The sequence below is a fragment of the Arthrobacter sp. SX1312 genome, from assembly GCF_002929295.1.
Classification (GTDB): domain Bacteria; phylum Actinomycetota; class Actinomycetes; order Actinomycetales; family Micrococcaceae; genus Arthrobacter_D.
In genome coordinates this window covers 395,475-407,560 of sequence record NZ_PJIM01000002.1, presented here as the reverse complement: position 1 = coordinate 407,560, position 12,086 = coordinate 395,475, and the positions used below count along the sequence as shown (strand labels likewise).

Annotated in this window: 13 protein-coding genes; 10 read left to right on the top strand and 3 right to left on the bottom strand. The window is 72.1% G+C overall.

Features of this window, described 5'->3' with window-relative positions; translation table 11 throughout:
• Positions 1 to 4 precede the first annotated feature (4 nt).
• The 4 genes from CXQ92_RS09340 to CXQ92_RS09325 all read left to right on the top strand — a co-directional run bounded on the left by CXQ92_RS09340 (position 5) and on the right by CXQ92_RS09325 (position 2,747).
• Positions 5 to 331 carry a rhodanese-like domain-containing protein gene (locus tag CXQ92_RS09340; RefSeq protein WP_104167481.1) on the top strand — a complete coding sequence of 109 codons (327 nt, stop codon included), beginning with the start codon at positions 5 to 7 and terminating at the stop codon, positions 329 to 331.
• Positions 328 to 1,308, top strand: a complete 981-nt coding sequence (pheA, locus tag CXQ92_RS09335; RefSeq protein ID WP_258069836.1) for a prephenate dehydratase — start codon at positions 328 to 330, stop codon at positions 1,306 to 1,308. Before CXQ92_RS09340 ends, pheA begins: the two co-directional genes overlap by 4 nt.
• A gap of 44 nt (positions 1,309 to 1,352) precedes the next feature.
• Complete coding sequence (locus CXQ92_RS09330) at positions 1,353 to 2,327, top strand: DNA topoisomerase IB (protein WP_104167479.1); 975 nt, start codon at positions 1,353 to 1,355, stop codon at positions 2,325 to 2,327.
• An 87-nt stretch (positions 2,328 to 2,414) separates the two neighbouring features.
• Positions 2,415 to 2,747, top strand: a complete 333-nt coding sequence (locus tag CXQ92_RS09325; protein WP_146067425.1) for a hypothetical protein — start codon at positions 2,415 to 2,417, stop codon at positions 2,745 to 2,747.
• Here the strand turns inward: CXQ92_RS09325 and CXQ92_RS09320 are convergent.
• Positions 2,744 to 3,892 (bottom strand): diacylglycerol kinase family protein, encoded by a 1,149-nt coding sequence (locus CXQ92_RS09320; RefSeq protein ID WP_104168180.1) that lies wholly within the window; start codon positions 3,890 to 3,892, stop codon positions 2,744 to 2,746. The genes CXQ92_RS09325 and CXQ92_RS09320 overlap by 4 nt on opposite strands.
• A 67-nt stretch (positions 3,893 to 3,959) precedes the next feature.
• Here CXQ92_RS09320 and serS point away from each other — a divergent pair, with 67 nt between their 5' ends.
• The gene (gene serS / locus CXQ92_RS09315) at positions 3,960 to 5,249 is read left to right on the top strand and encodes a serine--tRNA ligase (protein ID WP_104167477.1); all 1,290 of its coding nucleotides are present in this window, start codon (positions 3,960 to 3,962) and stop codon (positions 5,247 to 5,249) included.
• A 34-nt stretch (positions 5,250 to 5,283) separates the two neighbouring features.
• Positions 5,284 to 6,120: an HAD family hydrolase gene (locus tag CXQ92_RS09310; RefSeq protein ID WP_104167476.1), complete on the top strand. Its 837-nt coding sequence runs from the start codon at positions 5,284 to 5,286 to the stop codon at positions 6,118 to 6,120.
• A 44-nt stretch (positions 6,121 to 6,164) separates the two neighbouring features.
• On the opposite strand, the gene CXQ92_RS09305 is transcribed toward CXQ92_RS09310, so the two are convergent.
• Positions 6,165 to 6,794, bottom strand: a complete 630-nt coding sequence (locus CXQ92_RS09305; protein WP_104167475.1) for a hypothetical protein — start codon at positions 6,792 to 6,794, stop codon at positions 6,165 to 6,167.
• A gap of 136 nt (positions 6,795 to 6,930) precedes the next feature.
• The gene (locus CXQ92_RS09300) at positions 6,931 to 7,497 is read right to left on the bottom strand and encodes an inorganic diphosphatase (RefSeq protein ID WP_104167473.1); all 567 of its coding nucleotides are present in this window, start codon (positions 7,495 to 7,497) and stop codon (positions 6,931 to 6,933) included.
• 171 nt (positions 7,498 to 7,668) lie between these two features.
• Between CXQ92_RS09300 and dacB the strand changes: the two genes are divergently transcribed.
• The 4 genes from dacB (at position 7,669) to hpt (ending at position 12,009) form a co-directional block, all read left to right on the top strand.
• Positions 7,669 to 9,102 carry a D-alanyl-D-alanine carboxypeptidase/D-alanyl-D-alanine-endopeptidase gene (dacB, locus tag CXQ92_RS09295; RefSeq protein WP_104167471.1) on the top strand — a complete coding sequence of 478 codons (1,434 nt, stop codon included), beginning with the start codon at positions 7,669 to 7,671 and terminating at the stop codon, positions 9,100 to 9,102.
• A 74-nt stretch (positions 9,103 to 9,176) separates the two neighbouring features.
• The gene (locus tag CXQ92_RS09290) at positions 9,177 to 10,334 is read left to right on the top strand and encodes a zinc-dependent metalloprotease (RefSeq protein WP_104167469.1); all 1,158 of its coding nucleotides are present in this window, start codon (positions 9,177 to 9,179) and stop codon (positions 10,332 to 10,334) included.
• Complete coding sequence (gene tilS, locus CXQ92_RS09285) at positions 10,327 to 11,454, top strand: tRNA lysidine(34) synthetase TilS (RefSeq protein ID WP_104167467.1); 1,128 nt, start codon at positions 10,327 to 10,329, stop codon at positions 11,452 to 11,454. Before CXQ92_RS09290 ends, tilS begins: the two co-directional genes overlap by 8 nt.
• Positions 11,455 to 11,457: 3 nt before the next feature.
• The gene (gene hpt, locus CXQ92_RS09280; RefSeq protein WP_104167465.1) at positions 11,458 to 12,009 is read left to right on the top strand and encodes a hypoxanthine phosphoribosyltransferase; all 552 of its coding nucleotides are present in this window, start codon (positions 11,458 to 11,460) and stop codon (positions 12,007 to 12,009) included.
• Positions 12,010 to 12,086 lie beyond the last annotated feature (77 nt).

Sequence of the window (12,086 nt, the reverse complement as noted above, 5' to 3'; positions counted from 1 at the left end):
GTGCATGAGCGAAATCGAGAACGTACCGGTGACGGCAGTACCCGACGACGCGCGCATCCTCGACGTCCGCGAGCAGTACGAATGGGAGGCCGGGCACGTGGCCGGCGCGCTGCACGTCCCCCTCGGGGAGCTGCCCGCCCGGCTCGGGGAACTGGATCCGGACGAGGACCTGCACGTGATCTGCCGCAGCGGGGGCAGGTCGCAGCGCGCCGCCGAATGGCTGGAGGGGAACGGCTACACGGCCGTCAACGTGAGCGGGGGCATGGGCGCCTGGCTCGAGGCCGGGAAGCCGATGGTGTCCGAGGTGGGCGGCGAGCCCACGGTCCTGTGAGCGGCCCCGCCCGGACGGACGGTCCCTCCTACGCCTACCTGGGGCCCGAGGGGACCTTCACCGAGGCCGCCCTGCTCCAGGTGCCGGGCGCCGACGCCGCGCGCCGCGTCCCTGCCGTGACGGTGGGGGCGGCGCTCGACGCCGTCCGCGCGCGTTCCGTCGACGCTGCGATGGTGCCCATCGAGAACTCGGTCGAGGGCGGGGTGAGCGCGACCCTGGACGCCATCGCGGTGGGGGAGCCGCTGCGCATCCTGCGCGAGGAGCTCGTGCCCATCACCTTCGTCCTCGCCGCCCGGCCGGGCACCGCGCTGGACGCGGTCCGGCGCATCGCGACGCACGGGCACGCCTGGGCGCAGTGCAGGAACTGGGTCGACGCGCACGTGCGGGAGGCCGAGTACTTCCCGTCGTCGTCGACCGCGGCGGCCGCCTTCGGGCTCGCCGGCGACGATCACGGCTACGACGCGGCGATCTGCTCGCCCCTCGTCGCCGAACGCCTCGGCCTCGCCGTGCTCGCCACGGACATCGGGGACGTCACCGACGCCGTCACCCGCTTCATCCTGGTGGGCAGGCCGGACGCCCTGCCCCCGCGCACGGGAGCCGACAAGACCACTCTCGTGATCCCGCTGCCGGAGGACCACCCCGGCGCCCTCATGCAGATCCTCGACCAGTTCGCGGCCCGGGGCGTGAATCTGAGCCGTATCGAGTCGCGGCCCACGGGGCAGTTCCTCGGCGACTACTTCTTCAGCGTGGACGCCGACGGCCACGTCGAGGACGCCCGGGTGGCCGACGCCCTCAAGGGCCTGCACCGCATCAGCCCCGACCTGCGGTTCCTCGGCTCGTACGCCCGCGCCGACCGGCGCTCCCCGGCCGTGGAGCGCCACACCTCCGACGACGCCTTCGGGGCTGCCGACGCCTGGCTGGAGGACATCGTCCGGGGCCGGGAGGGCGCCGAGCGAGGAGGAGCTGAAACACAGTAGGCTTAGTATCGAAGGTCCTCCTCCCACCGAAGGCTGGTTCCACGATGGCTCGTTTGCGGCGCAGCAATACGCGCAGGCCCGGTATCACCCGCCGCCGGCACGGCAAGGGCTTCAGCTACCGTGCGCCGGACGGCGCGCCGCTCCGGGACCCCGACGAGGTGCAGCGCATCAGGGACCTGGTGATCCCGCCGGCGTGGAAGGACGTGTGGATCGCGCCCTACCCCAACGGCCACGTCCAGGCCATCGGGACGGACGACGCCGGCCGGCGGCAGTACATGTACCACCCGGCGTGGCGGGAGCAGAAGGACCGCGAGAAGTTCGACCGCGCCCTGGACTTCGGCGCGAAACTGCCGAGTGCCCGCCGTGCCATCACCCAGCACCTGCGCAGCGACGGGGTGTCCAGGGAGCGCGCCTTCGCGGCCGCGCTCCGGATCGTCGACGCCGGTGCCCTGAGGATCGGGTCGGCCCAGTACGCGGAGGCCAACGGGTCCTTCGGCGTCACGACGCTGCTGGTGGAGCACTGCACCGTCCAGGGGGACGTCATCCTGTTCGACTTCCCCGGCAAGAGCGGCCAGCAGTGGGACACCCGCCTGGAGGACGAGGACCTCGCCGAGGCGCTGCGTCCGATGCTGGAGCGCGAGGACCCCGACACCGTCCTCGCCCACCGGACCGAGGACGGCGTATGGCACCACGTGGACGGCTCCCAGCTCAACGAGTTCCTGCGGCAGGTCACGGGCGGGCCGTTCACCGCCAAGGACTTCCGGACGTGGCAGGCCACCGTCGTCGCCGCCATGGCCCTCGCCAGGGAGGATCTCGCTGCCACGACCCGCACGGCCCGCCAGAAGGCGGTCAGTGCCACCATGCGGGCCGTCGCCGACCACCTCGGCAACACGCCCACGGTGGCCAGGAGCTCCTACGTGGACCCGCGGCTCGTCGATCGTTTCATGAGCGGCGAGGTCATCCCCATCACCTCCTACTCGGCCTCGGAGAAGGCCGTGCAGGAACTGCTGCGCGACTGACACCGAGCATTTCCAACCATCCCGTTCCTCAGTACGCTGGCAGCGGGCGCCCAACGAGGAGCGCATCCTCCGATGAAAGGCAGCATCATGACCGAGAACTCGCACGAAGGACACATCGTGAACCCCAACAAGGGTGACGGCTCGACGTCGGATCCCAACTGGCACGGCGACGCCGGCGACCAGGGCAACGATCTCCGCTTCGCGGAGGAGCAGGCGCTGATCAACGAGCAGGCCGAGGGCGGGTCGGCCGGGGACGCCGTCGAGGACGAGGGCCACTACACCAGTGCCGAACCCGCAGGCGGGTCGGGCGGGTACACCTCCGCCGAGAACCCGGCCGAGGAGGGCGAGTACACCGACAAGGACAAGCCGCTCGTCGATACGCCCGAGGGCGAGGGCGGATACACCGACCGCGACCGCTAGGAGCGGCCGCGGGACTCCTGTCCTGCGGGGAGCGGCGGTCGCCGCCAGGACGGGAGCGACAGGGCCGGAGCGGACCCCGGTGGTCCGGGCACCGGAGGCGGCACCCGCACCATCAGGGCACCCGGATCCGCGCGGGCCGTCATCGACGTGACCGTCCCCGAGGCGTCGCCGTCGAGCTGCGTGGCGATCGGTTCCCCGGACCACACGGTGACCTCCCGGGCGCGGTAGTAGCTGATGACGGGGATGCCGCCGCGGTGCCGGAGGAGGATCTTCGCGGCCATGAAGGTCCAGCCGAGCAGGCTCCGCGGACTGAGCACCACGACGTCGAGGTAGCCGTCGTCGATCCGCGCGTCGGGCACGAAGTCCACGCCGGCCGGCAGCTTCCCGCAGTTGGCCACGAGGAGGCTGCGCACCTTCCGGGTCTGCGGGGGCTGGCCGTCCAGGCTGATCGAGATGCGCCGCCGCCTGCCGGGCAGGTGCCGCATGCCGGCCTCGCTGTAGGCGAGCCAGCCGTACTTCTCCTTGAGGTCGTCCTTGGTGGCCGCCATGACGCTCGCGTCGAAGCCGATCCCGCCCATCACGAGGAAGGGATACTCCGACACCGTCATCGTGTGCTCGTTGCGGAGCGTGATCCGTCCCATGTCGATCCGCCGTTCGAAGCCGTGCAGCGCGAGGCGGAGGCACCCGGCGACGTCGTTGTACGGCAGGCCGAGATTACGCACCAGCAGGTTGCCGGTCCCGAGCGGCAGCAGGCCGAGGGCCGCGGGCTGGTGCGCGAGGGCCCGGGCGACGGCGCGCACCGTCCCGTCCCCGCCCGCGGCGATCACGAGGTCCGCCCCGGCCGCCAGGGCCTGCTCCGCCTGGCCCGTGCCCGGGTCCGCGATCGTGGTCTCGAGGATGAGCGGAGGGGTCCAGCCGGCATCGGAGCACGCCTGTTCCACGAGCGCCCGCGCGGCGTGGGCCTGCAGCTTGGTGGGATTCAGGACGAGGGCCACACGCTGTGGCCCGCTGCCCACCGGTACGGGTTCATGGACGGACGCCGTGGGCGTCCGGGTCTGCTGGAGGCGTCGCACGGACCAGTAGGACTGGATGGATGCGACGGCGGCGGACGCCGCAGCGGTCCCGGCGAGCAGTTTGCGGCGCATGATCACCCACAATAGCGGCCCGTCCCGCCGGGCCGGGCGGGGACCGGAGGTTGGGTAGTCTTAGCGGGTGATCGACGTCAACGACCTCCGCCTGAATCCCGAGCAGTTCCGAGCATCACAGCGTGCCCGCCGGGCGGACGAGTCGCTGGTCGACGCCGTCCTCGCCGCCGACACGCGCCGCCGTGAGGCCGTGACGGCCTACGAGACGCTCCGCGCCGAGCAGAACGCCTTCGGCAAGAGGGTCGCCCAGGCCAGGGGTGAGGAGAAGCAGGCGCTGCTCGCCGAGGTCAAGGAGCTCGCCGGTGCCGTGAAGGCCGCTGCAGCGGCATCCGAGGAGGCCAAGGCGGACCAGGAGACCCTGCTGCGGAAGCTCCCCAACCTCGTGCAGGAGGGCGTGCCGGAGGGTGGCGAGGACGACTACGCGGTCGTCAGGAAGGTCGGGACCCCCCGCGACTTCGCGGCCGAGGGTTTCGAGCCCCGTGACCACCTCGAGATCGGCGAGCTGATCGGGGCGATCGACATGGAGCGGGGCGCCAAGGTCTCCGGATCGCGCTTCTACTTCCTGAAGGGCGTGGGGGCGCGCCTGGAGCTGGCCCTGCTGCGGATGGCGCTGGACCAGGCGATGGAGGCCGGGTTCACGCCCATGATCACCCCCACCCTCGTCCGCCCCGAGACCATGCAGGGCACCGGCTTCGACATCGCCCACGACGCCGAGATCTACCGGCTCGAGGCGGACGACCTCTACCTGGTGGGCACCTCCGAGGTCGCCCTCGCCGGATACCACTCCGACGAGATCCTCGACCTCGGCGCGGGTCCCCTCCGCTATGCGGGCTGGTCGTCCTGCTACCGCCGTGAGGCGGGCTCGCACGGCAAGGACACCCGCGGGATCATCCGCGTGCACCAGTTCAACAAGGTGGAGATGTTCACCTACACCACGGTGGAGGACGCCCCCGCGGAGCACGAGCGCATGCTGGCCTGGGAAGAGGAGATGCTCGCGAAGGTGGAGCTGCCCTACCGCGTCATCGACACCGCGGCCGGCGACCTCGGCATGTCCGCCGCCCGCAAGTTCGACTGCGAGGCGTGGGTCCCCACGCAGGGCGACTACCGCGAGCTGACCTCGACGTCGAACTGCACCACCTTCCAGTCCCGCCGGCTGAACATCCGCGAACGCCGGGACGGGGACGGGCAGAAGGGCACGCGCGCCGTCGCGACCCTCAACGGGACCCTCGCCACCACGCGCTGGATCGTCGCGATCCTCGAGCACCACCAGAACCCGGACGGCTCGGTGACGGTTCCCGCCGCCCTGCGTCCGTACCTGAACGGACTGGAGATCCTTCCCGTACTGGCGCCACGCTAGCCGCGTCTCGGGGGCGTCTGCTTCACTAAGGGGTATGACTACTCTGACCAACGCCGGCATCGATGACCGGCAGGACAACCGCACACAGCATCTGGTCGCCCTCGACGTCGACGGCACCCTCGTGGACCACGAGGGTGCCATGACGGACGAGGTCCGCGACGCCGCCCGGGCCGTCATCGAAGCCGGGCACGACGTCATCATCGCCACGGGGCGCTCCCTCGGGGCCACGCTGCCCGTGATCGGGCTCCTCGGCATCACGCGGGGCTATGCCGTGTGCTCCAACGGGGGCGTCACGCTGAGGATCGACGCGGCCCTCCCCGGGGGGTTCGAGGTCATCGACCGCGTGACCTTCGACCCCAGGCCGGCCCTCAGCGCGCTGCGGGACCGCCTGCCGTCCGCCAAGTACGCCCTGGAGGACGACCGCGGCAGGTTCCTCTCGACCGAGAGCTTCCAGGATGCGAGCTTCGGCTCGGAAGCGGAGAGCGTCGGATTCGAGGAGATGCTCGAGTCCCGCGCCGTGCGCGTCGTGGTCTTCAGCACCGACAGTTCGGCCGAGGAGTTCGGCGAGGCCGTCGCAGCCATCGGCCTGCACGGCGTCACCTACTCGGTGGGCTGGACCGCGTGGCTCGACATCGCCGCAGCGGGCGTCACGAAGGCCAGCGCCCTGGAGGTCCTCAGGGACCGCCTCGGCACCTCCCGGGCGCACACGGTCGCCGTGGGCGACGGCCGCAACGACATCGAGATGCTCCAGTGGGCGGGGCGCGGCGTCGCCATGGGGCAGGCGCCGGACGAGGTCCGCTCGGTCGCCTCCGAGGTCACCGGCAGCGTGTACGACGACGGCGCGGCGAAGGTCCTCCGCTCCCTCGTCTGACCCCCCTCGTCCGACCCCCGGGAACCAGCGGCCGCTCCTGCGGATCAGTAGGCCAGGGCCGCCGGGGGGAGGGACGCGGGACCGTGCGCGAGGTCCAGCAGCCGTGCCGCGGCGGGCCGCGTGGCCCACTCCTCCGTCCAGTGGGACCGGACGACGGCCCGGCTGACCGCCTGCGTGGTGATCCCGAGTTCCTGCGCCACGTACTTCTGCTGCCCCCGCGCCCCGGGCGTCATGAGGTCCACGACGGCCCACTCGGCGTCCGTCCGTGTGGCGACGATCTGGCCGAGCAGCCGCAGCACGGCCTCCGCCTCGGCCGCGATGTCGCCGTCCGGCCCCTCGACCGCGAGCGGAATCCGTTCTCCGGTCCTCCGGGCCCTGTCCACCGCGCGGCGGGCGTACACGAGGCCGTAGCCCTCCGCTTCCACGAGGCGTTCGGGCACGGGGGGCGTGAGGCCGCCGACGCCGACGCCCACGTACCAGCGCCGGTGGCGGAGGGCGCGGAGCGCCGCCTCGACGGCCGCCGTCGCCGAGTCCGTCACGCCCTGCACCTCGTCGCCGACGGACCGCTGGAACGGCACCGCGGCGGGCACGTGGCGCAGCGACCTCAGCAGGTCGGCGGTGAGGTCCCCGGCCTCACGCGAGTCTCGCTGGTTGATCGTCAGGACGTAGTGCATTGCATCAGTATGGAGTCCCGAGGATGCGAATCAACGCAAGTGCGTTGATTTCGCGTGCGTTCGGGCCCTGGACGCACGGGAGCCCCGGCCGTCCTCCCGATGGGACGACGGCAGGGGCTCCCGTGCGGCTCCCCGGCTAGCGTCCCTCGGGCGTCTCCGTGGCGTTCTTCGCCTCGACGTCGACCGAGCGGCCCTGCGGCTCGTCCTCCGCGCTCACGTCGCCGAGATCCTTGAAGCGCTGCAGGGATGCCTCGACCTCGGCCTCGGCCTCCTCGCGCCCGGCCCAGTCCGCGGCCTCGACCCACTTGCCCGGCTCGAGGTCCTTGTACTTCGTGAAGAAGTGCTTGATCTCGTCGAGCAGGAAGTCCGAGACGTCGGACAGGTCCTGGATGTGGTCGAAGCGCGGGTCCACGGGGACGCAGAGCACCTTGGCGTCCCCGCCGCCGTCGTCGACCATGTTGAAGACGCCGATGGGACGCGATTCCACGAGGACGCCCGGGATGAGGTCGAAGTCCTGCAGCATGACCAGGGCGTCCAGCGGATCGCCGTCCTCGCCGAGCGTGTTCTCGAAGTAGCCGTAGTGCGTGGGGTACTGCATGGCCGTGAACAGGACGCGGTCGAGGCGCAGCCGGTGGGTGTCGTGGTCGATCTCGTACTTGACGCGCGAGCCCTTCGGGATCTCGATGGTGACGTCGAGCTTCATGGCAACTCCTGGGGTAGGTCGGTGGTGTCGTCCCGCGGCCGCGCCCTCGGGAAAAGGGGGCTCCGCGGTCTACTGTTTGATCGTCAGCCCTAACATATCGGTCGTCCGCCGGTACCCGGGCATTCTCCGTACCTGCAGTGCTCCTCCCGGCACTGCGCGAAAGGACACCCCGTGCGCCCGCTCCGCCTGCTGGCCGGCCTCCTCCTGGTCCTGGCCATGGCAGCGATCGCAGTGCCCGTGGCCACCCACCTCACGCCGGGCGTGCTGGCCGCGGTGGCCCCGCCGACGCCGGTGGCACCGCCGGTCACGCCGGCGGCCCAGGTCCCGCCGACGGCCGTGGCCGTGCCCGACGTCGTCACCCCCCTCTCGCCGTCGGCCCCGGCCCCCGACCCGGCCGTGCTGGGGCCGGAGCTCGACGCGGCCCTCCGGATCCCGGGCACGGGCACCCTCGCCGGGACCGTCCTCGACTCCACGGACGGGAGCGTCCTCTACGCCCGGGACGCCGCGCGCCTCCAGGCGCCGGCCTCCAACATCAAGCTCCTCACCGCGGTGGCCGTCATGACGTTCGGGCAGCCGGGGCAGGTCCTGACGACGTCGGTCCTCGCCGCGGAGTCGACGCCCGGGGCCCTCTATCTCCGCGGCGGCGGTGACGTCCTCCTCGGTTCCGGGACGTCGGATCCGGACGCCGTCGTCGGGCGGGCGGGCCTCGGGACCCTCGCCGCCGAGGCGGCCGCCGCCCTGCCCGGTCCGGGGACCTACACCGTGTACCTCGACGACACCCTGTTCGTCGGGGCGACCCTCAACCCCACCTGGGCGGAGGGGGACGTGGCGGCCGGCGAGATCGCCCCGGTCCACTCCCTGGCCGTCGATTCCGCCTGGCTCGAGGAGGGGCGCAGCGGAGGGCCGCGCTCGCAGGACGCAGCACTCGACGCGGCCCGCGTGTTCTCCGCGGCCCTCGTGGCGGCGGCCGCGGACCGCGGGATCGTCGTGGTCCCGGACGTGCAGCGCCGGGTGGCGCCCGAGGACGCCGAACCGCTCGCGGCCGTCGACTCGGCACCCCTGCAGGACCAGGTCCGGCGCATGCTGGAGATCTCCGACAACTACCTCGCGGAGGCCCTGGCCCGCGTCGCCGCACGCGAGAGCGGACGCCCGGCCTCGTCCGGTGGGGCCACGGAGGCCATCGCGGCCGCCGCCGTGAGGACCGGCGTCCCCGGCGAGGGACTGCTGGTCGGGGACGCAGCCGGCCTGTCCACCCGGAACGCCCTCTCACCCGGCCAGCTCGCCGCACTGATGCGCGGGATCACCACGTCGGAACGGCCGGGCGTCGCGGCCATCGCCGGATCACTGCCCATCGCAGGCCTCACCGGGACCCTCTCCACCCGGTTCACGGCGGAGGACGGGCCGGCCGCCGCCGGAGCGGGCACCGTCCGCGCCAAGACGGGGACGCTGAACGCGGTCACCGGGCTCACGGGACACGTGGTCACCGCCGACGGGCGCCTCCTCGTGTTCTCCTTCCTCGCGGCCGGGCTCGACGGCACCACGGTCGAGGCACGGGCGGCCGCCGACCGTGCGGCCGCGATCCTCGCCGGGTGCGGCTGCCGCTAGCGGTAGCCGAGCCGGGTCGGGGCGCCGATCCGTCCCTGGGAGCCGCGGTCGGCGGGATGTGATCGAATAGGCGCATGTCCAGGAACGAGTCAGCCACGCCCCGCCCGCAGCTGGTCAACTGGGATGTCGCAGCCTCCACGGCCGCGTCCCTGACCCCCGCCGGACCCACCATGACACCGGCCGACATCAACCGTGCCGTGGAGAACATGCGCCACCTCGCGGGCGCGTCCGTGAACCACGTCCACACGATCTCGCGGCTCGACGCCGCCCGCGACCTGCGGGACTCCGAACTGCTGATCGTGGACCGCGCATCCTGGTCCCGGGCCAATTCCCAGAGCTTCCGCGCCCTCATGGAACCCGCACTGGACCACCTCGCCGCAACCCGCCCCGAGGTCCTGAAGTCCGCATCGCTGACCCTGGGCGGGACCGTGACGGGGGCGCAGCTCGGAGCGATCCTCGCGTTCCTCTCCAGCAAGGTCCTCGGCCAGTACGATCCGTTCGTCCCCCCGCGCACCGGGCTCGGCGGCCGGCTCATGCTCGTGGCGCCGAACATCATCTCGGTGGAGCGGGAGCTGAACGTGGACCCGTCCGACTTCCGGCTCTGGGTCTGCCTCCACGAGCAGACGCACCGGGTGCAGTTCGCGGCAGCGCCCTGGCTCAAGGACCACATGACCGGCAACATCGGGCAGCTGACCTCGGGCCTGATGGAACAGGCGGACACGCTCTCCGAACGGCTCGGCGCCGCCGTCAGGAACATCGCCGCGGCCAAGGCGCGCTCCCGCGGCGAGGCCGTGCCGAGCGATGAGGGTGCAGCGACCGAGGGTGTGCCGCCACGGCCCGCGGGCGTGCTCTCCCTCCTGCAGGCCCCGGAGGACAAGGCGCTCCTGTCCCACCTCACCGCCGTCATGAGCCTGCTCGAGGGCCACGCGAACGTCGTCATGGACGGTGTGGACGGCAGCATCGTCCCGTCCGTCAAGACCATCCGCCGGCGCTTCAACGCCCGCGGCAAGTCCCGCGGCCCCCTCGAGAAGATCATCCGGCAGCTGATGGGGCTGGACGCGAAGATGCGCCAGTACAGCGACGGCTCGAAGTTCGTGCGGAGGGTCGTCAGCCAGACCGGGATGGACGGCTTCAACGCGGTATGGGAAGCGGCGTCGCACCTCCCCACCGAGCGGGAGATCCACGCGCCCGACGAGTGGATCGACAGGATGAGCCTGCGCCGTCATGGCTAGGCGCCCGCGCCTGCTCCCGGCGGTCGGCACCGCACGCAACCTGCTCGCCGCGAGCCTCCAGGGACTCCTGGCGGAGCCCGTCCGGCCGGCAGGGGACGGGACGCCGCCGGAGCCCGCGCACCTGCCGCTCGTCCTCGTGGCCTGCAGCGGCGGCCCCGATTCGCTGGCCCTCGCCGCCGTCGCGGCGCACTTCGCGCACACCGGGCGGTGCCGCGTGGGCGCCGTCGTCGTCGACCACGGACTGCAGGCCGGGAGCGCCGGCACGGCCGAGCAGGCCGCCGCCGCGGCCCGGGGCCTCGGACTCGACCCGGTCGAGGTGCGTCGCGTCACCGTGGAGCGCGACGGCATGGGCCCGGAGGCCGCCGCGCGCGGTGCCCGCTACGCCGCGCTCGACGACGCCGCCTCCCGGCTCGGGGCCGACGCCGTGCTGCTCGGTCACACCCTCGACGACCAGGCGGAGCAGGTGCTGCTGGGCCTCGCCCGCGGTTCCGGCACCCGGTCCCTGGCCGGCATGCCGGAGCGCCGCGGACCCTACCTCCGGCCGTTCCTCGAGCTGCGCCGGGCCGACACCGAGGCGATCTGCGACTTCTACGGCCTCGACCCGTGGCACGACCCCACCAACCTCGACCCCTCCTACGCGCGCTCCCGCGTCCGCGGCGAGGTGCTGCCGTTCCTCGAGGACCAGCTGGGGCCGGGTATCGCCCGGGCGCTGGCGCGGACGGCGCGCATCCTCGGGCAGGACGCCGACCTCCTCGAGCAGCTGAGCGCCGAGGCGTACGCGTCCCTGCGCACCGGGGGCGACGACGGTGCGGTGCTCCTGCCGGAGGAGGGCCTGCGCGCGCTGCCCGCAGCGCTCCGGCAGCGCGTCCTCGCGCTCGCGGCCCTCGACCTCGGCGCGTACCAGCCGAGCTTCGAGCGCCTCCGCGCCGCCGAGTCGCTGCTGGACAGGAAGGGCTCCGCGGGTCCGGTGCAGCTGGGCGGGAAGGTCAGCGTGCACCGCCAGGTGCGGGGACGATCGGTTCTCCGGGGAGAACCAAGCTATGGCAGTCTTGTTCTACGGAACAATGGCAGCAACAACGGTCCCGGCGGGAAGCAGTTCCGCCGGCCAATCCAGGAGTAATCGGTGGATTCGAACGACGTCCAGGCAGACCTCAAGCACGTCCTCTATACCCGGGAGGAGATCCAGCAGCGGATCAACGAGCTCGCGGCCCAGATCGACGCCGACTACCAGGGCCGGGACATCCTCCTCGTGGGCGTGCTCAAGGGTGCGGTGATGGTGATGGCGGACCTCGCGCGGGCCCTGAACTCCCACATCACGATGGACTGGATGGCCGTGTCCTCCTACGGGTCGGGCACGCAGTCCTCCGGCGTCGTGCGGATCCTCAAGGACCTCGAGACCGACCTCATGGGCAAGCACGTCCTGATCGCGGAGGACATCATCGACTCCGGCCTGACGCTCTCCTGGCTCAAGGCCAACCTCCTGTCCCGCGGTCCCGCCTCGGTCGAGATCTGCACCCTCCTGCGGAAGCCCGAGGCCGCGAAGGTCGAGATCGACGTCAAGTACGTCGGCTACGACATCCCCAACGAGTTCGTCGTCGGCTACGGCCTCGACTTCGCGGAGAAGTACCGCAACCTCGATTTCATCGGCACCCTGGCGCCGCACGTCTACGAGTAGGACCCCCGCCCGCCGCGTGCCGCCGATACGCCAAGAGGGAACTATTGGCCTGATCCGCGCGTGGTCAATCTCGGACG

Bases quoted from the DNA above. Each gene is read 5' to 3' on its own strand.
- CXQ92_RS09340 (WP_104167481.1), top strand. From the start codon at position 5: ATGAGCGAAATCGAGAACGTACCGGTGACGGCAGTACCCGACGACGCG.
- CXQ92_RS09330 (WP_104167479.1), top strand. From the start codon at position 1,353: ATGGCTCGTTTGCGGCGCAGCAATACGCGCAGGCCCGGTATCACCCGC.
- CXQ92_RS09325 (WP_146067425.1), top strand. From the start codon at position 2,415: ATGACCGAGAACTCGCACGAAGGACACATCGTGAACCCCAACAAGGGT.
- CXQ92_RS09320 (WP_104168180.1), bottom strand. From the start codon at position 3,892: ATGCGCCGCAAACTGCTCGCCGGGACCGCTGCGGCGTCCGCCGCCGTC.
- CXQ92_RS09310 (WP_104167476.1), top strand. From the start codon at position 5,284: ATGACTACTCTGACCAACGCCGGCATCGATGACCGGCAGGACAACCGC.
- CXQ92_RS09305 (WP_104167475.1), bottom strand. From the start codon at position 6,794: ATGCACTACGTCCTGACGATCAACCAGCGAGACTCGCGTGAGGCCGGG.
- CXQ92_RS09300 (WP_104167473.1), bottom strand. From the start codon at position 7,497: ATGAAGCTCGACGTCACCATCGAGATCCCGAAGGGCTCGCGCGTCAAG.
- CXQ92_RS09290 (WP_104167469.1), top strand. From the start codon at position 9,177: ATGTCCAGGAACGAGTCAGCCACGCCCCGCCCGCAGCTGGTCAACTGG.
- tilS (WP_104167467.1), top strand. From the start codon at position 10,327: ATGGCTAGGCGCCCGCGCCTGCTCCCGGCGGTCGGCACCGCACGCAAC.